Origin of the sequence: Umboniibacter marinipuniceus, from assembly GCF_003688415.1 — a bacterium.
Classification (GTDB): Bacteria; Pseudomonadota; Gammaproteobacteria; order Pseudomonadales; family DSM-25080; genus Umboniibacter; species Umboniibacter marinipuniceus.
The window spans coordinates 85,290-104,039 of record NZ_REFJ01000005.1 but is presented as its reverse complement, the minus strand read 5'-3'; the positions used below and the strand labels follow the sequence as shown (position 1 = coordinate 104,039).

Annotated in this window: 18 protein-coding genes and 1 tRNA gene; 3 read left to right on the top strand and 16 right to left on the bottom strand. The window is 49.2% G+C overall.

The features are described 5' to 3' along the window. Nucleotides 1–28 precede the first annotated feature (28 nt). The 5 genes from DFR27_RS10430 to DFR27_RS10410 form a co-directional block, all read right to left on the bottom strand. Nucleotides 29–667, bottom strand: coding sequence for an SOUL family heme-binding protein (locus DFR27_RS10430; protein ID WP_211327624.1), 639 nt, complete (start codon nt 665–667; stop codon nt 29–31). Nucleotides 668–805: 138 nt separating this feature from the next. Continuing rightward, a complete protein-coding gene (locus DFR27_RS10425) occupies nt 806–1,042 on the bottom strand; it encodes a TIGR03643 family protein (protein WP_245962655.1) in 237 nt (78 codons plus the stop codon). Continuing rightward, nucleotides 1,039–2,028, bottom strand: a complete 990-nt coding sequence (locus tag DFR27_RS10420; RefSeq protein ID WP_121877405.1) for an NAD(P)/FAD-dependent oxidoreductase — start codon at nt 2,026–2,028, stop codon at nt 1,039–1,041. Before DFR27_RS10420 ends, DFR27_RS10425 begins: the two co-directional genes overlap by 4 nt. A gap of 400 nt (nt 2,029–2,428) precedes the next feature. Beyond that, nucleotides 2,429–2,516, bottom strand: a tRNA-Ser gene (locus DFR27_RS10415). A 135-nt stretch (nt 2,517–2,651) separates the two neighbouring features. Beyond that, on the bottom strand, nt 2,652–3,209 hold the full coding sequence (locus DFR27_RS10410; protein ID WP_121877404.1) for a nitroreductase family protein: 558 nt from the start codon (nt 3,207–3,209) through the stop codon (nt 2,652–2,654). 189 nt (nt 3,210–3,398) lie between these two features. Between DFR27_RS10410 and DFR27_RS10405 the strand changes: the two genes are divergently transcribed. Beyond that, nucleotides 3,399–4,061 carry an acyltransferase gene (locus DFR27_RS10405; protein WP_245962654.1) on the top strand — a complete coding sequence of 221 codons (663 nt, stop codon included), beginning with the start codon at nt 3,399–3,401 and terminating at the stop codon, nt 4,059–4,061. A 58-nt stretch (nt 4,062–4,119) separates the two neighbouring features. After that, nucleotides 4,120–5,496 carry an adenylate/guanylate cyclase domain-containing protein gene (locus tag DFR27_RS10400; protein WP_121877402.1) on the top strand — a complete coding sequence of 459 codons (1,377 nt, stop codon included), beginning with the start codon at nt 4,120–4,122 and terminating at the stop codon, nt 5,494–5,496. A 39-nt stretch (nt 5,497–5,535) separates the two neighbouring features. Here the strand turns inward: DFR27_RS10400 and queF are convergent, their stop codons facing one another. The 7 genes from queF to DFR27_RS10365 form a co-directional block, all read right to left on the bottom strand. Beyond that, nucleotides 5,536–6,375, bottom strand: a complete 840-nt coding sequence (gene queF, locus DFR27_RS10395) for an NADPH-dependent 7-cyano-7-deazaguanine reductase QueF (protein WP_121877401.1) — start codon at nt 6,373–6,375, stop codon at nt 5,536–5,538. Between the two features lie 4 nt (nt 6,376–6,379). Beyond that, nucleotides 6,380–7,150, bottom strand: a complete 771-nt coding sequence (locus tag DFR27_RS10390) for an ABC transporter permease (RefSeq protein ID WP_121877400.1) — start codon at nt 7,148–7,150, stop codon at nt 6,380–6,382. After that, nucleotides 7,150–8,067: an ABC transporter ATP-binding protein gene (locus DFR27_RS10385; RefSeq protein WP_121877399.1), complete on the bottom strand. Its 918-nt coding sequence runs from the start codon at nt 8,065–8,067 to the stop codon at nt 7,150–7,152. Before DFR27_RS10385 ends, DFR27_RS10390 begins: the two co-directional genes overlap by 1 nt. A gap of 131 nt (nt 8,068–8,198) precedes the next feature. Further along, complete coding sequence (arfB, locus tag DFR27_RS10380) at nt 8,199–8,618, bottom strand: alternative ribosome rescue aminoacyl-tRNA hydrolase ArfB (protein WP_121877398.1); 420 nt, start codon at nt 8,616–8,618, stop codon at nt 8,199–8,201. A 7-nt stretch (nt 8,619–8,625) separates the two neighbouring features. Then, nucleotides 8,626–9,030 carry a tetratricopeptide repeat protein gene (locus DFR27_RS10375; RefSeq protein ID WP_121877397.1) on the bottom strand — a complete coding sequence of 135 codons (405 nt, stop codon included), beginning with the start codon at nt 9,028–9,030 and terminating at the stop codon, nt 8,626–8,628. 153 nt (nt 9,031–9,183) lie between these two features. Further along, complete coding sequence (locus tag DFR27_RS10370) at nt 9,184–9,924, bottom strand: class II aldolase/adducin family protein (protein WP_211327623.1); 741 nt, start codon at nt 9,922–9,924, stop codon at nt 9,184–9,186. Further along, entirely contained in the window at nt 9,921–10,754 is an 834-nt protein-coding gene (locus tag DFR27_RS10365) for a TauD/TfdA dioxygenase family protein (RefSeq protein ID WP_121877396.1), read from the bottom strand. Before DFR27_RS10365 ends, DFR27_RS10370 begins: the two co-directional genes overlap by 4 nt. A gap of 492 nt (nt 10,755–11,246) precedes the next feature. On the opposite strand from DFR27_RS10365, the gene DFR27_RS10360 reads away from it, so the two are divergent. Further along, nucleotides 11,247–13,748 carry a choice-of-anchor D domain-containing protein gene (locus DFR27_RS10360; RefSeq protein ID WP_121877395.1) on the top strand — a complete coding sequence of 834 codons (2,502 nt, stop codon included), beginning with the start codon at nt 11,247–11,249 and terminating at the stop codon, nt 13,746–13,748. A 118-nt stretch (nt 13,749–13,866) separates the two neighbouring features. Here DFR27_RS10360 and DFR27_RS10355 read toward each other — a convergent pair whose 3' ends face one another. The 4 genes from DFR27_RS10355 to DFR27_RS10340 all read right to left on the bottom strand — a co-directional run bounded on the left by DFR27_RS10355 (nt 13,867) and on the right by DFR27_RS10340 (nt 18,403). Then, nucleotides 13,867–14,271, bottom strand: coding sequence for an acyl-CoA thioesterase (locus DFR27_RS10355; protein ID WP_211327622.1), 405 nt, complete (start codon nt 14,269–14,271; stop codon nt 13,867–13,869). A gap of 129 nt (nt 14,272–14,400) precedes the next feature. After that, complete coding sequence (ylqF, locus tag DFR27_RS10350) at nt 14,401–15,318, bottom strand: ribosome biogenesis GTPase YlqF (protein WP_121877394.1); 918 nt, start codon at nt 15,316–15,318, stop codon at nt 14,401–14,403. A gap of 36 nt (nt 15,319–15,354) precedes the next feature. Then, nucleotides 15,355–17,067, bottom strand: a complete 1,713-nt coding sequence (locus tag DFR27_RS10345) for a glycoside hydrolase family 3 protein (RefSeq protein WP_121877393.1) — start codon at nt 17,065–17,067, stop codon at nt 15,355–15,357. A 187-nt stretch (nt 17,068–17,254) separates the two neighbouring features. Continuing rightward, nucleotides 17,255–18,403, bottom strand: coding sequence for a GNAT family N-acetyltransferase (locus DFR27_RS10340; RefSeq protein WP_121877392.1), 1,149 nt, complete (start codon nt 18,401–18,403; stop codon nt 17,255–17,257). Between the last annotated feature and the right edge of the window lie 347 nt (nt 18,404–18,750).

Sequence of the window (18,750 nt, the reverse complement as noted above, 5' to 3'; positions counted from 1 at the left end):
AGTAGCTCAAGGTGCCAAATTCAACTTTCTACTCAACCGTCGTGGAGAGTTCCATCATGACTTCATTCCGGCGAAAGAATGGTAATATCCACGGTGCATCATAGAATGCGTAAACGGGCGATCCAACGACCACTAACTCGTTTGCTTCAATATAAGCCATCAGCTCAGCCTGGTGCTCGCGTATATTCGAACTGGTATTCCTGCCGGAAAATTCAATCGCAACAAATTGTTTAGCAGCAACTTGTCTTATTTCAACACGCTCATTGACGGGCTGGGGAAGCGTATCCATCGTGTACTCGGACGGCATGACAAAACTGACCTGCCAACCCTCATCATCCATTTGCTGTTGGACAGGCGCTGTCATTGCAATTTCCGCACTCTGTTTTTGTTGCACGGGAGCGGTCATAGCGATTTCTTGCTGCACCGTGTTGTTACCAAATATATAGTCCGCAAGCAGACTGAAACCATCCCCCATGGCATCTCGACGCTCACCTTTCATGTGAACTTCGGCAATAATCATGGGTTGATATTCACGAATCTCAATGTTGCCTGCAGTACTCAACACCTCGTAGCGAGGTATTTCCACATCAGCCATGGCACTCTCCGCTGCTGTTAGGCCCAAGAACGCTAGGCCAATTAAGCTACCAGTCCATTTCGCTATCATCATTACCTCTCAAAACCACCTCTGATGGAGTGGTGTGCTATTCGAATATCTCCCTCTGAAACTCTAGCACCAACGTCGGCGATTAGAGGGGTTCCACAAGCTGTTCGAAATCTATAGCACTTTGGATCAATGGATTAGTACTTAGGCGTTTTGGCGCAACTGCCGGTGCTTGGCTACCCGCCCTGAGACTCTTCGACGCCAGAGCTTAAAGCTTGAGGGTTTTAAATGTCGCCTCATCACCCTTATTGTTGCTTGTTCGGATAGGTCCAACTGAGACTTAATATCATCAAACGAGGTTTTATCGCACCACGCCATTTCAACCACTTCGCTCATCAACGATGCTGATAAATTTTCCACATCGACACGCTTACGCTTCATGCCATGACCTCCTTAATCTTGCCTACAAGCTTATTTGCAGCGATAAATGCTCCCTCAACACGACCTCCTTCGCACCAATCTCCACAGGCTGCTAGCTTTAAGCCGGGATCAATAAAAGGGTCATGGTTAAAATGATGCTCTGTGTTATTGGCGAAGCGCCAGCTCTGGACAATCTTTAGCGTTGCTTCGCTTAAGTTCTGCCCGGTAACCCGAGCCGCCTCGGCTATAAGGTGCTCCGCTGCACCATTGGGGTCTTCGAAATTGGCTTCCGCAAATGCTTCGCTGGAATGAATGACCAAAGAAAATGGCTCAGTACGCCCTGGCTTAGTGCTATTCACGGCAATCCAATTCACATCTGAGTCGCTGACATGCGCCGCGTCAAAAGGAAGCGAGATAGGGCTTTCAAAGCCCAACATTACGGAGATGCAGCCAAGCATTTTAATGGTTTGAATAGTCGGCATGAATTTAAATGAGTTAGGTAACAGCGCCGCAGACTGTGGCGCTGGTGCCGTGACAATCACCCAATCGAAATCACCGTATTGTTGACCATTCTGATCACCTAGCTGCCATTTCTTTTGCTGATTCTGACGAAGCGATTCGATACGGGTCTCCAACACCACGTTCATATCTGCCGCCAGTTGCTTACAGAGCTGGTTCATTCCGCCAACGCCGACATAGCGCGGCTCATCCAACGCCCAGTCGGACACGGTAACAACTTCGCTGCCAGCCAGTTTTTGATAGCGAGCATTCCACCGAGCAATCGTACCGTTGGCTAAATAGGGTGAGATAAATTTTCTAAATTCATTCGTCCTAGCGGTGAAGTACTGCGCACCATGGTCAAAAATGAAAGGAGAGGTCCGTCGAGCCGTTTGGCGCCCCCCTACCCCTCGCGCCTTATCGAAAACAGTCACTTCAGCTACCCCTTGCAACTGTGAGGCCGCAGTGAGCCCGGCCAGGCCAGCGCCAACAATCGCTACTTTAAGCATTTACAACCCCTAGAGACGCAGTCAATGATGCTGTCCATTGCCCTGCTAGTTTGAGAAAGGTATCGCCAATGACCCTTCGCTATCGCAAGGACAGTGGCTCGGCGAACGCCGGGAAACTACGCCAGCGGTCAGCCTGTAATTAGCTCTTATAGCGACTTGGAGGAGGTTTGGATCATCTTTCGGGCTAACTTGGCCCCAACCTGCTGACGTTTACTTTTGGGGTACGGCAGCCTATCCACATGACTAACGAGTGAAAGCAGTCGCTGCGCGAACGAGTACTAATTCACAGGACTATCTAATGTATTAAGACGGCTATAAGTAGGTTTTAAGCGGCTATAACTTTGTTATGAGACTGCTATAAGCTTGTTATCAGAGGGTAAAATGAGGGAGGTATAAAGTATGGCGGAGAGAGAGGGATTCGAACCCTCGATACGTTTCCGTATACACACTTTCCAGGCGTGCGCCTTCGACCACTCGGCCATCTCTCCAACAATTATTTACCGAGATATACTTCAGCAAACAACGGGCGCAGATGATACTGGGGAGCCCTACATATTGCAAGTAAGAAAGTAGTGCAAAGCTTGGATTTACGTTAGCTGGTGACGTTTATCTACTAAGCGCCACTATCCACGCCAATAACTGACGAACTTATCCAGGTCGAGGGCTTTAATCGACTTTCGCTTTCCCACGGGGGTACCAAGATAGATCGCGCCTGCTATGGTCTCGTTGTCGGCAACAGCTAAACCTTCGCGCATTGTTGGTTCGAACATCATATTGCCTGTTCGCCACATTCCCCCTAGCCCCATCATTTCTGCAGCCAAAAGCATATTTTGCACCGCCGCGCCGGTAGAGAGTACCTGTTCAACCTCAGGAACCTTTTCATGAGGTTTAAACACGGTGATGGCAATGATAATGGTTGGCGCACGGAATGCGTTGTTGTAAAGGCGCGCTCTTTTGGTCTCATCAATCTCAGCAGTGGCTTCTTTCGCGCGAACCATGAGCTTGCCGAATTCCGCTCGTGCCTCACCCTGTATCACCATAAAACGCCAAGGTTTTAGCTGCATGTGATCGGGGGCTCTGCCCGCCGCCTCGAAAAGCTTTACTAGCTGCTCAGTGCTGGGGCCGGGCGCCTCAACCTTTGGAAAGCTAACTCGCTGACTAAGGAATTGAAGTGATGACATTGATTCCGTCCAAATAGAGAAATTAGCTATATTCTACGCCTAAGCGCCCAGCGCAACAATTAATGACTTCACCTAGTTGCCTTATACTGTGATACTTGTCGTTAACGTGATAGTTGGGAATTACCTGTGCGCAAGGATCATCGGCCCGCGTGGCTTAAACACTTTCAGCTCAAATTAAATAAACGCTACGTGCAACATTTTATTGCACCAGAGTTAGAGAGTCTCGGCAACTACCCCCACATTGTTGGACCACGACATCTCCGGTTGTTTGGTGCCGGGATCCATATTGGCGATTGCCTCCACATGGCCTGCGATCCAGATCGAAATGTGCGCTTAATTGCTTGGCCAAATGCTTCGGGGCCTGCCACAATTCGCATCGGCAACTACTGTCTCATTTCCCCAGGGGTGAAAATTCAGGCTGCGGATTCCGTTGTCATCGGTGACAACTGCATGCTAGCGGCGGAAGCATCCATTTCAGATTCTGACTGGCACGGCCTCTATAACCGCCTCAGACCGTTCGGCAACGCGACCGCGGCGGTCACGCTGGGTGACAATGTGTGGATTGGGGAGAGAGCAATTGTCACCAAGGGCGTCAGTATTGGTAACAACTCGGTAGTAGGTGCCGGAGCCGTGGTCACCAGTGATGTGCCGCAAAATGTGGTGGTAGCTGGCGTACCTGCTAAAATTGTAAAACACTTAATTCCCAAGCGAAGAATGCTAAAGAGAGAAGCGATGTTTACAGATGCTCAGCATTTTGAGGCAACCGCTAAGGAACTGGACCGCTACGTGATGGGAGCAAATTCACTCTTTGGGTGGCTTCGTCAGCTTGTAGCTCCCAACAAAAAGCGTTAATCTTTTTGCCTGAGCAACTGTTACTGACATAACCATAATATGGATAACTATCAAGCTAATGCTAAATAAACGCGAGAACGAAGGGTCAGTGTCACCCGATTCGACCGCTCGGAATCAATACTTGTTCCGCACACTAAGCTGTATTGCTGCGGCAGCAACACTCTACACTACCGCTGCAGATAGTTTGAACTGGACTATATATGGCTATGCCCTATTTATGCTGGTCTACCCTGGCATTAGCTACCAAGTAACCAAAGCATTTGAAACACAGCTTAAAAATAGCGTTCAATGGTTTAACGCTGCCGACGCTGCGCTAATTGGCGGCGCGTTGACCTTAATTGATTTCAGCCTTTTACCAACCATCATGTTTGTCGCACTGGTGCAATTTAATGCCTTAGTTGCCGGTGGTGGTATCAAGTGGCGCAACGACAACATTGCCTTTGTTGCCGGCATTGCCACCATGACATTGTTTCACGAGCCAGTGCTAACCTTCACGAATGATTTAGCTATCAGTAAAGCGGCGCTCATTGGTATCACCAGTTATTTCTGTATTTACGGTCTTTTTATGCATGATGCCGTGCGCCGCGAACGGGAAAACAGTAAGGTATTTAAGGAAGAGCATATCGCCCTACAGCGAAACAATTACAAACTGAGTAAATACATCTCTCCGCAAATCCACCAGCAAATCATGTCGGGGCGCGATGTGCGCTTGGGGACGCAGCGGAAAAAACTCACCGTATTCTTTTCTGACCTTAAAGAATTCAGTACCTTGGCTGAAGAATTAGAAGCCGAACCACTGACCGAACTGCTTAATACCTATCTCACCGAAATGAGTCAAATCGCACAACGCTACGAAGGGACCATTGATAAATTCATAGGCGATGCCGTCATGGTTTTCTTTGGTGACCCAGAATCCGATGGCGCTAAAATGGATGCGATGAAGGCGGTGGGGATGGCAATTGCCATGCGTAAGCACTTAAGAAAACTTCAGAAGCAATGGCGTTTACAGGGCGTGTCCAAGCCACTTGAAATGCGAATAGGCATCAACACCGGTTACTGCACAGTCGGCAACTTCGGTACCGAGTCTCGTATGGACTACACGGTTTTAGGAACTGAGGTGAACTTGGCCTCACGGCTAGAAGCCGCAGCTCAGCCAGGACAGATTCTGGTCAGCCACACCACCTATGCGCTCATTAAAGATCGTATTATGTGTCGCAAGGTTGGACAGATTGAAGTGAAAGGCTTCAGTCAGGCTGTTACAGTTTATGAGGCGATGGACTGGCGTAAGAATTTGGGTGGCAATAAGTCATTTATTGAACAATATGCAGACGGTTTTAGTTTACATATGGATCTGGACGAATTAAAACCTAAAGACCGTGCTGAAGCCCTCAAAGCGTTGGAGTCAGCCGCCGAGCACCTTAGACACAAAGGCTAAGCTGCTCAGGCCGCTAGTAGATTGTTTGAAGAAAAGCGCTTACTGACGTACCAGTCGCGTTTCAATCCGAGGCGCGTCCGCGCGACTTGAGCGAAATGGGTTAATATCCAGTCCGCCGCGCCTAGTATATCTTGCCACCACATCCAGGTAGTCAAAGTTAAAGCGATTCATCAAGTCCACGTAAATGCGTTCTACGCAATGCTCGTGAAAATCCTGATGTTCTCGAAATGAAATAACATAAGCCAAGAAACTTTCTGGAACAATCTTTTTACCCTTGTAACGAATAATTACGCTGGCCCAGTCTGGTTGGCTGGTGACCGGGCAGTTACTCTTCAGCAAGTGAGAACAAAGCGCTTCTTCAACGTTTGTGCCCTGCTCCACCGCTAGTAAACTTGCATCAGGCTCATACTGAGATACGGTGATAGGCAAATCGTCTACGCACTGAACGTCAGTTAACGTACCCACTTGCAGCGAACTATCAGCTAAAGCTAAAGACTCCAAGACAACGTGAACCGTATCTCCGGCCGCGGCGCTGAGGTCAGCGACTAAACGCCCTTCAACCTCACCAAAGGATTCAAATTCAGATCCGTTATAGGAGTTGAGGTAGAGTTTAAAACTCTTCGACTCAATGATGTGCGAACTAGTACTCGGGACATAACAACGCATTACCGCCACTACTGGCACGCCGCCAGGCTTGAGCCATGACATTTCATAGGCCGTCCAGAGATCTTCACCGAACATTTCGCGCTGACAAGCTTCCAGATTCCTCCGAGAGAGCTCACGCGGAATGGGCGCGAGTAGTTCCGGGTTATAGCTAGATTGGTACTCAGTACTCTTTCCTAGCGGAATCTGCTCATGGATCTTATTAATCTCTGACATAGGGTTAAGCCCTCATTCTGCTGCTGTTTAGCAAGCGCAACGCTGCCCAGACCAAGATAGCCGTTAACCCTAAGGTCATCACGATGGCGATCATCGGTGATACATCACTTTCCCCAAGCACTCCGTATCGGAATGCATTAACCATGTAAAAAATTGGATTAGCCATACTCGCGCTCTGCCAGAATGCAGGGAGTAGGCTAATGGAGTAGAAAATCCCGCCTAGATAGGTCAATGGAGTCAACACGAAAGTGGGTATAATGGAGATATCATCGAAGGTTCGGGCATACACAGCATTAATAAAGCCCGCTGTTGCGAAGAGAATCGCAGTATTAAGAATCACCAGGCACGTAAGGCCTAGATGAGTAACCGATAAGTCCGTGAAGATAAGCGTGAGTACCGTGACAACCGCCGCCACACAGAGCCCTCGAGCTACGCCTCCAGAGACCCAACCGGCGAGAATGACCCAATTAGGCGTTGGCGAAACGAGTAGTTCCTCCACCGAATTCTGAAACTTGGCACTAAAGAAGCTTGAAGCAACGTTTGAGTAGGAATTGGTGATAATGGTCATCATGATAAGTCCCGGCGCTACAAACTCCATGTAGCTAAAACCACCCATCGGTCCAATTCGCTGGCCAATCAAAGCACCAAATATCACGAAGTAGAGTCCAGTAGTCACGGCTGGAGGCAGAATCGTTTGCGGCCAAATACGGATAAATCGGCGAACTTCTTTCCTAACAATAGTGAGGTAGGCAATCCATAATTCCCGTGAATTCATTACTTCGATTCTCCAGTAAGGCTAATAAAGAGTTCTTCTAGACGATTTGCTTTGTTACGCATTGACGATACATCCAAGTTTAGTTTGGAGATCTCGCCGAATAGCTTACTCAGGCCCTGCGACTTATCCACATCCACCTCAAAGGATGAATCATCTGTCCAACGAAGTGTATAGCCCTCTACCGCTGGACGATGCTCAGCCTCACTCGCTAGATCAAAAACAAACGTCTCCATTTGAAGACGCCCCAGCAACGATTTAACGGTTGTATTCTCAACAATGACGCCCCGATCAATAATTGCTACGTTGCGGCAAAGGCTCTCGGCCTCTTCAAGATAATGGGTGGTTAAGATGATCGTCACACCTTCCGCATTAACCTTCTGAAGAAACGCCCACATACTCCGGCGCAGCTCAATATCAACACCTGCCGTTGGCTCATCAAGAATTAGAATACGCGGCTCATGAATCAGCGCACGGGCAATCATCAATCGGCGCTTCATACCACCCGATAGATTTCTAGCAACATCATCTCGCTTGTCCCAGAGGCCCAATTCCTTTAGATACTTTTCTGCTCGAGGTTTTGCATCAGCCTCACTGATTCCATAGAAACCAGCTTGTGTGATAAGAATGTTATAGACCTTTTCGAAGACGTTAAAATTGAATTCCTGAGGCACTACACCCAGAAACTGCTTGGCTTTGGCGAAGTCATCATCAATATCAACACCCATGATAGAGACCGTTCCCGTGGACTTGCGTACAAGGGAACTCAACACGCCGATGGTGGTAGATTTGCCCGCTCCATTTGGACCTAAGAGCGCGAAGAAATCACCCTGCTTTACTTCAAAATCGATTCCCTTGAGGGCTTCGAAGCCGTTTTCGTAAGTCTTTGTTAATTGCTTAATTGACAGCGCACTGGTCATATTTCATCCAACGGGTTTAGAAAAATTTAAGTATACCGAGCATCCACAATGCTGCAAAACTGAATTAACCGAAAGCCCGCTGTCATCCCAGCGGAAATCTTGTCTTCGGCGACCGAAGCCCATTCAGTTGGTTAAGTTTGGCTATCCACTCGTCCACGCATTCGCTTAGTTGATGCGTGTTTGGTTTTACTGTCCAAACGCTTTCGCTGCGATGACCTCGTAGGTTTAGTGGGCTTTCTAGCCGGCACCACCTTGATGGCTTCCAGAATCAACTCCCGCAATCGAACCAACGCATCTTCACGATTCTTTTCCTGGGTACGATGCTGCTGCGCTTTGATGATAATTACACCTTCTTTACTGATACGGCTATCGCGCAATTTCAGTAAGCGTTGTTTATGAAATTCAGGAAGCGATGAGGCTTTGATGTCAAAGCGAAGGTGAATAGCAGAATTCAATTTGTTGACATTCTGTCCACCAGCTCCCTGTGCGCGCATGGCATTAAACTCCAGCTCGGCACGGGGAATTTCAACATTATTGGACAGTCTTAACATTGGGTAGTTACTTTAGAAACGCACGGATATCGGCATTGAGCTGCTTATCAGAGCTTCCTTTCGCACTAACTGCCGCCGATTTACAGCGCTCAACCGCCTCGTCTTCACGCCCCATTTCACGTAATAGCACCGCCCAATTATAATTAATGGAAGAGATGTAATCGCGTGTTTCAAGGCGCGTAGCAACCTCTAAGGCGTGCTGGTAGCGCGCTAAGGCGAGCTCAGCATCTTCCGTAAAGTCGGCAAGCGCCTCCCACTGTGCGGGATGATCATTATCTGAGTCTCTATGGCCTTCGCAAAGTGCTTCTAGCTGAGCGAACAAGCGCCCGAACAACTCTTCATTGCCATCGTCTGCTGCGGCCATGAGTTGTACTGCATAACCATGGATCTGTTTGTATAGTCGCTCTTGCATAGAATTCGCCTAGGAAAAAACGTCATTGTACTCCGCGCAGAGGGTAACGTCTAACCAGCGAGAACACCTATATAGAGCCCTAGCACTTAAAGAGACACCGAGTACTTTACGAGCTCCAGAGAACTTTTTTAAACCTTGTGTATCGTCGAAGACTCAAAGGTCCTCAAAGCCGGGGTTATGCTGCTCAACCAATCTGCGCATTGCCGCATACTCTCTTTGTCCCAGCCCAGCAGCGCCAATTTGCTTTGCTAGCAGCTGCTCCGTTTTCTCGCCAATTTCATCACTGATTGGGATAATCGCCTGTCCTGTTGCGTCACAAGCCACTTGGATTTCACAGGCTCGCTGTAGGGTCCAGGTAGCGATGAAAGCCTCCTCAATTGTTGCGCCGCCACTTAGCAGCCCGTGATTACGAAGAATCAACTGAGAGTGCTGGCCCAAACTTTGAACAAGACGCTGTTTCTCCCCATCATTAACGGTAAGCCCCTCAAAATCGTGGTAGGCAACTCGGTTATAAAGCATGACAGAGTAGAAATTGTCATGGCGAAGGCCCGTTCGTGAGCAGGCCACGGCAAGTCCTTCATTGGTATGAAGATGCGTGATGCAGTGGAGGTCTGGACGAACTGCGTGAATCGCACTATGAATCACCATGCCCGCGGGGTTGGCATCGTATTCACTTTCGTCAATCTTATTACCCATGATATCCACTTTTAACAACGACGATGCCGTGATCTCACTGTAGTGTAAGCCATAGGGGTTAATCAAAAAGTGGTTCGGGGTATCGGGTAGCTTGACGGTAATATGGTTGTAAATCAGCTCGTCCCAGCCCAAATAAGCAAAAATTCGGTAGCAAGCGGCCAGCTCAATACGCAGCGTTCGCTCGGTCTCGGTCATCATTTCACGGCCTCCAACGGCGCTCCCGCCAAGGTGATTCGATGCATCAGTCTGCGCTCCCCTTGATAGTCATTATCGGCAAAATGCCAAGTCATCCGGTTATCCCAGATAGCAATGGACCCCGGTTCCCATTTAAATGAGCAGGTATAAGCGGGTTGATCTACAAACTGATAGAGATAGTCCAGCAGCGCAAAGGCTTCAGCTTTATTCCAGCCAACAAACCCTAGTACATGCCCTGGATTAACATAAAGTACTTCCTCTCCCGAAACCGGGTGGCGAATTATCACCGGATGCTGGGCAGATCCTACCTCCGTTGAACCACTCAACACCTCGGCTAAATCGGTCTGACTATAAAATCCATTTGGTCCATAGATATGTTCATTTGAGTGAACGGCTACCAATTTCGCTAACGTCTGACGAAGACCATCCGATAGGTCGGCACAGGCTCTTCCTAGATGAGCAAAACGAGTATTACCACCGCTTGAAGGAAGCGTTCTTGCCACCAAAATAGAACCTAACGCAGGCTCATCGTCGTAGGAGTGATCCGTATGCCAACCACCGCCAATGTTCATCTCTTGGTTCGCCTCTTTACGGACTTCGGCAATACTTGGAAACCCAGAAACCGGTTTAAAGAACTTATTGTTTACGATCTCACCTAATGCCTCGGCAAGCTGAATGTGTGCAGCCTCGGAGACTATCTGGTCGCGAAAGAATAGAACGCCGTGCTCAGCTAAAAGCTGTTTTAGTTGTGCAGCTTCGTCTGCCGAGATGCAGGCCAAGTCAATGTTTGAGATTAGGGCTCCGCAGCCTTTTGAATAAGGTTCTATGTGCATCTTGCCTCCCACTAAAGCGTGGCTAATTATCGTTATCTTAGCAGCTTAAGTGCCAGCTGAGATACCAACTATCACTAAGGTGACACCTATCAGTGCAGATCGCCAAGCAATATGAATCTGCCCGTTATTTCCGCGTTACCACCGCTCAATCTAGCTGTGAACAGACCGCAATCAACCCCTAACAACACAAACTAAGCAAATTTCAGCAACGCCTAACAAAGCCCTATTCGTGACGAGGATCACGCTTTAGTGCAGCTGGCTCCATTGATAAGCCCTCACTACGGCCATGTGGCTCCATAGTCACTCGTCAACTGGCTCTACTCACAGAGCACTGCGTACCGATACCATATCAAAGCTGTACAGAAAACAACCAAATACATCAAAGGAAGTGTTCGAGGGCGACTGCATCGAGGTAATCAATGAAGGTAGCAATGCGCGGTCACTTGTAGTGAGAACCATTGGCTTAACGATCATCATTTTTAAGGGGGTCCCATGGACTTTAGAATACTAACACTCTCCCTAAGCTTATGCGTTTCCGCTGCGGTTCAGGCTCAGATTAACGAAGATTTTGAAGACGGTAATCTTGATGGCTGGCAACTTGCCGGCACCGTTGCTATTAACAGTTTTAAGAGCATTGACAACTACTCCATGCGCCTTAAAGGCGGCGCCGTAGCAATTCGGGAATTCCCCGCCGACGGCGATGTCAGCCTGTCTATGGCTGCCGGCTCTCTTGAAAACGGCAACGGCTGCGATGTTTATGTCTCGAGCGATGGTGTAAATTGGGGCTCACCCGTTCTATCCCTCTCACCCGCTCAGGATCGGGGTGATTTCTACTCGGCAACAACCCAAACTACCGGCGGGAGCACTTTCGTCCGCTATGTGCAAGTAGGATCAGCCGCTGACTACTGTTATGCCGATAACATCAGTATTTCCGGTGGCGGCGCGCCTGCTCCCAACGCGAGTCTAACTGGTAATGGCGCGTTCGGATCAGTCCAAGTGGGCGAGTCGGCGATGCGAACCTTGACCCTGAGCAACAGTGGTAATGCAGACTTACAAGTCGCTGCAGTCACAGGCTACACTTCACCCTTTACGCTGAGCAACGACAACTGCTCAAATACCACCGTTAGCGCCGATGCGCAGTGCACCCTTGACGTTGGCTTTACGCCAGTTGGAGCAGGCTCAGTTAACCAGACTTTGTCCATTGCAACCAACGCTGGCGATCAAAGCATCGCATTATCAGGTTTTGGCTCTGACACTACGCCGCCTCCGCCACCAACTGGTGAACTTCATCAATTTAGCGGTAATGGAGAGGTTGCTCGCGCAGCACTGACACTAGCCGAGCTACAGGGAAATAGTCTTGTTCGCTATGATTACTCGGCTTATTCCCATGGACAAACTGAAGCCAATGCCGACCAATCGAATGCCAAGGAGCCCAGTAACCATTTCGAAGGTCGCTTGGTGATCAACGGCGGCCAACAGGTCGCACTAAACTTTGATGAACGAACTTCGGGAAAAGCGCAGGCTGGTCTATACAATGACCCAGGCAGCTTCCCTGGCTTTGATTTTGAGTTCGTACAGTCAGGTTCGCATATCATTCCGAAGGACCGAGGTCTTATTGTAACTGGCCACGGCGACTGGAACCTCATCCTGGAACCAGGCAGGGTTTGGGATGAAAATAACGACAATGGCTTTAGCCGGGTTGCCATTCCCTTTTCACTCCAAGAAGTACAAGCTAACTGTACCCATAACGGTGTAATGAGCTTTGCCTTTAAAAATGACGGCACGATCACCAACGTCGCGATCCAAGTTGGTGCTGAGACCTGCCTCTACTTCCAGTACGATCTGTGGGGGCTAGCCGCTGCCGATTATCAAGCACAGAGCATCTCTGACGCGGCCGCACTCATTAGTGCTTATGAATCCGAGGTTGCGGGTCGTATACCCACTCGCCCAATTGCGGAGCTCGATGATGTTTATAGCGGGGTAGTCAGTGCGAATATCGCTTCTGAGCAAGCCTCTTCACCAACTACACATGGCGTCCTCGTGGACGGTGTGCATTATGCAGCTGGCTGCTCAACGCGCTATGGTAATTATCCTTTCTGTGAAGTGATGGGGTTACCCTCGTACTCCACCGCTAAAACAGCTACCGCCGCCTTTGCTCACGCACTGCTTACCCAGCAATTTGGCGACAGCGCACGCTATATGAACATCGCCGAACAAGTTGCTGAGTGCCAAGACGGCATTAACGGCACGAGTTCAATATGGAGTGACGTCACCGTCGAAAATGCACTTGATATGGCTACGGGTAACTATCGTCTTGCGTCCTATGAAGGTGATGAAGGCAGCTCAAACGTGCTCAATAATTTCTTCCTAGTCTTTACTCACGACCAGAAGATCAAACATGCTTGCGAACGCTACATCCGCAAAGCAACACCCAATAGTCACTTTTCGTATCACTCCTCGGACACTTATATTGCCGGCGTCGCCATGGACAACTACTACGCCAGCGGTGATCTCTTCGAGAAACTGGTGGAAGAAGTCTATAAGCCACTGAATCTGAGCCCGGTTACCTACACCTCGGTTCGCACTCAAGGTTCGCCTGCAGATCCATTCTGGAGTCACGGAATGACGTGGCACGCCGACGACATGATTAAGCTGGGCCAACTTATCAATGATCGCGGTGTCATTAACGGTCAACAGGTCTTAGATCCTGCCATCATGGACGATATGTTGGTCAATGGCGGTGATTTAGGCCTTGAAACCTATGGTAGCGAATCTCGTTATTTAAACGGTGTATGGACCTACGATATGGGGCAGCGCTCCGCCCCACTTTGCAATGCTGGTTCCTGGGTAAGTTACATGTCCGGCTATGGTGGCATTGGTATCGTGATGTTCCCGAATGGCGTGATTTACTACTATGTGAGTGATAGTAATGCCTTTGCCTTTGGTGGGGCCGAAACGGAGTTGAATAAAATCGCTCCCATCTGCGGTAACTAAATTAGAGGTCAACAGGCGCTAGCACGACTAGCTGATTGAAAACTAAAACGGTTAGTGAGAAGTCACTAACCGTTTTTTTATACTCAGTGAAATAGAAACATCAGGCTGCGACTAGGGGTCAAGCGCCTGCTAATTGAAATTCGGCTAAACTCGACTTCTGTTCTTCGCTCATCGGTGCACTGGCTTGCTGCTGGTAATCGAAGTGAACCATTACCGTGCTTCCCTTCGCACAAATTTCACCATGTTGGAGAACCTGTTGGTTCACCACAAACGAGGAATTACCAATCTTAGCGATCCAAGTTTGGATCTCAACAGGAAACTGGTAGTGAATTTGAGCACTGTACTCAACTTCAATCTTCAACACAATTAACCGCCAGTCCGCAGGGTTCAAGTCCGGAGTAAAGATACGAAATAACGGTAAACGGGCCTTCTCAAACCACTTTGGTACTACCGTGTTATTGATATGCCCAAGGGCATCGGTTTCAAAGAAGCTTGGCGTTATTGCTTCACGTAACACGCTCATTGCTATTTCCATCCTATTGCTTGGTATTTCCAGCGTTCAACTGGACCACATTAATACGGTAATTCACCGTCAAGACTGATCTGACCTAAGTCCATTGGCGCACACTAAAGGCCAATATTTAACTCGCCACTACCGCCGCTTTCGCTGTTTCTTTTTCTGTTCTTTCGCTTCCGCTTCAGCCGCCAACTTTGCTTCCACTTCAGCTTCTTCGGCTTGCGCCATTTCCGGTGTCTCTAAACTCAATAGGCCTAAGGTTGCATCACGGTATTCGGTCAGAAAAATCTTCGCAATTTTCTCAAAATCAATTTGATTGCCGCGGCTTATGCACCCTCGGCGTTTACCCGCCTGCTCAAGAAAGTCAATTTCATCTCTAGGCGTACTAGCTAACTCGTAACGCTTAACCAATGCGTCCGGATAGGCCCTCAAAAGGTATTCGGCTGCCCAGGCTGCGATGTCATCATTGCTGACTGCGGTTTCCTTAATGGCCCCGGTGGTAGCGAGTCGATATGCGGCGGACTGGTTATGAAACTTGCCCCAAAGAATTCCGGGGGTATCCCAAAGGAACAAGCCATCCGGCAAGTTAATCTTTTGCTGCCCTTTGGTGACGGCTGGTTCATTACCGGTCTTGGCAATGGTGCGCTGGGCCAAAATATTAATGATGGTGGACTTACCCACATTCGGGATCCCAGTGATCATGATATGAATGGGGCGGCCACGTTCGAAATTATCAGCAAAAAGACTACGTACGTCTTGAAGGATCGCGCGGATTTGATCCGGCTTATGGCTGGTTACCGCCATTGATCGCACTGACTTATCCTGTTCAAAGTGCTCAATCCAACGCTTGGTAATTTCAGGGTCAGCCAAATCGCTCTTGTTCAATAATTTAATACAGGGTTTATCACCGCGTAATTTAGCAATGACCGGGTTGGCGCTACTGTAGGGAATTCGAGCATCGAGTACTTCTATAATGAGATCTACGCTGGGTAGCCGCTGCTTAATTTCTTTGGTGGCCTTGTGCATATGGCCGGGAAACCAGTTAATTGTCATAGTGAATCCTTTGCGAATTAAACGCAGTATAACGCATTACGACACTGAAACGGGTAAACTCCCGGCCGCTTTACGCTCGCCACATAAAATTTCCGCTAAGGTTCGGTAAACTGGCGATACGGCTCTGTTCATTGGCCGCTCTACCGCCGATGAATAGTGAAAAGCAAAGAGGACGGTAGCGACTGACACAAGCTGGGGATTGATATACGGAGAGCGCATTGCCAAGAACCAGTTTTGCCCCCCCGCATTCAGGTTTCTTGCTAGTAGTTCGGTGAGGTCAAGCTCGCACTCTGGATCTTGATCTAAGCTCGGTGCTTCGCCATGGCCTGCTAGCTGGCCTAGGTCACTGTGATCCTCGGAATAGAAGTCTACTCCGCCCCAATCAACAGCCGCATCACTAGGATTTAGCTCCACCCACACCAATTGATGACTAAGGTAGTCCGACAGCGCCTTGCGCGGCTTAACTAAGCAATCAAAACCTTTCTGGCGGAGCTCTACGGCAACGGATGCCGCTAGGCTCTTGGAATTGCCGGAGACAATGACCTGATGTCCTCGGCGCAAATGTCCTTCACCTATGGCGCAAATAGATTGCTGAGCCAATCTCTCTTCCAGCTGAAGGTGTTCAGGGCATTTAATAACGCGGCTTGTTTGCCTTAGAGGCGGATACTTTGCTTCAAGTGACTTAATTCGGCTAAGCGAAGCGAACATTTCTCGTTCAATGCTCGGAAAAGCCGCTACACCAGCGACCAGCTCATCCAGAAATCGGTCGAAGCGGCTAAAGTCAGCCGGACATTCAATTCTGAAGGGCATCAACAGAATATCGGCGCCCGCCGCCAAACTTTGCAGCGCAGCCTGCACCAGATCAAAGTTCTCGGCGATTGCTCCCATGTCCAGCGCATCGGTGATAATTACGCCAGAAAAACCCAACTGAGTTCGGAGCAGATCGCTGAGAATCTCTCGTGATAGTGTTGCCGGACGCGTGATCACTTCTCCCGAGCTTGCCGTTATCTCTGAGTTATCAAGAGACGGATACTGGATGTGTGCCGTCATGACCGCCGCTGGGTTGTGGCGAGCAATCACTTCTCTATAGGGAGCAATATCAATCGCAAAGGCGTCATCGACGGATCGATCCACCCTTGCTAGACCAATATGACTATCAGTGTGAGTATCTCCGTGGCCAGGGAAATGCTTCAGCGCTGCGCCTACTCCACTAGTTTGCAGACCCGCTACAAAAGCTCCGCCTTCGCGGCACACTAAATCAACCGACTCGCCAAAGGCACGGACGTTGATCACCGGGTTATTAGGATTGCTGTTTACATCCACCGTAGGCGCGAAATTTAGATTAATACCTAGCGCCTGCAGTTCAAGTCCCATCGCCTCGGCAACAGACTGTGACAGTGATTGACCAGCTGTCGCGGCGGCTCCCAGGGACATCGGCCCACCGAAGTCTGTGCAGAGCCCACGAGGAGTGCGCATAACTCTTCCGCCCTCCTGATCAATGCCAATTAACATGCTTGGGTTAGCGCTAGCTTGACGGAGTGACTCGGTGAGGCCAATACACTGCTCTACCGAACAAATGTTTTCGGCGAAAAGTATCACGCCAGCCAGCGGGATGTCGCGCAAGAATTCCCGCCACGGTAACGGCAGTTGAGTCATGGGCGACAACTCGGTCTTGGAGTTCCCGAAGCGTCTTAGATCCAACATCATTCGACGTGAGAGTTGTTGGCGTAGTGTGTCAACTGGGTGCACAAGTGAGTCCGATCAGCTTTATTCAAATGACGAGTGTAACCCAGCACCGATAGCCTGTCTTGCTAGTGAGCATTGAAAGCGTACGTAACACCTTGATAGACAGGACATCAGATTAACCAAAACCTTGATAGACAGGACATCAGATTAACCAAAACCTTGATCGTCACAACATCAGATTAAGTAACCACTAATTCTCTTGCCGATACGGAAGGAACTCAGAGCAGGCAGTGAACTCGGTTTGAATATCTACCGCTTCGCGCTTGAGAAAACTAGCGATTGCTGCCTTGAACTCAGGCTGATAAATCGCGTGGTACGAATGCGTTAACACAGGCTCAAAACCCCGCTTTAGTTTATGTACTCCCTGAGCCCCAGCATCAATGCGCTGAAGTCCATTGCGGATGGCGAACTCGATAGCCTGAAAGTAGCAGAGTTCAAAGTGCAATTCATCTAGCTCCTCGGAACACCCCCAATAGCGACCATAAAGTGTTGTACTATCTTGCATAAACCAAGCAGCAGCAATCCATTGCCCGTCGCGAAATGCTTGGGCCATGATAATCTCATTAGCCATCAGTTCTCCCACACGCCGAAAGAACTCGCCATTGAGATAGCCGTTGTGTCCACTGCGTTTTCGGTAGGTGGATTGATAGAAGCGCGTAAATTGATCCCAATCTGCCTGGCTCAATTCTGAGCCAGCGACCATTCGGCAGCTAACACCCTGATCTTTCACGCGCTGACGCGCCTTTCGAATCGCCTTACGATTACGAGACTTCAATTGCCCTAGGAAGGCATCAAAGCTTTCGTAGTTCCGATTAAACCAATGAAATTGAACTGATTGTCGTTCCAGCATGGATAAATCGCTAGTAGGCGGATTGTCAGCGAAAAGATAGTGCCAAGAACTCGGCCGAAGCGTCTCCTCTCCAATCTCGAAGGCCAGTTGCTCCATATACACGTTGAAGTGCTGAAGTGCCTGTTGCGCAGTCACGTTGCTTGCGAGGCGGATACGCGGCCCAGTTGAAGGCGTAAAAGGTACGGCTGTTAGTAACTTGGGGTAATAGGATAATCCAGAGCGTTCGTACGCTTCCGCCCACGGGTGGTCAAAAACGTATTCGCCGTAACTGTGCCATTTAAGATAGCAGGGCATAAATGCTAGCAGAGCGCCGTCTTCACTGAATAGGCCGAAGTGACAAACTTGCCAGCCAGAGTTACCGCCTACTGAACCCGATTGCTCCAGGGCATGAAGAAACTCCGCGCGAAGAAAAGGATAATCGTTCGCCGAAAGTGAATTTAACAGCGCCGAATCAAGCTCATCCACGGAATGAAGTAATCTAACTAACATGAAACTGCCCCACGCCCGTTTCGGTTAACAAAAATGAAAGATGATCCAATACCCCTGCTCTCTGCTCTTTTTCGCTCGCGAGCAGTCTGAGCAGCCGGAGCAGTCTAAGCAGCCCTAGCGGTGCCGAGCCGAGCCGAGCCGAGCCGAGCCGAGCCGAGCCGAGCCGAGCCATTATCAGCAATTAGACTCGCTGCAACCACCACCTGCTAGTCCTTCGTTATACCTAAAGATCAACTGATGCGGTTCAGTTTCACTTGCCAATTCACTTAATTTAAGAAGTTACATACCTGATGATAACCGAAGTAACCTAGAGAGCGCTTTCGTTTTAGACTGGCAGATCAGCCAGC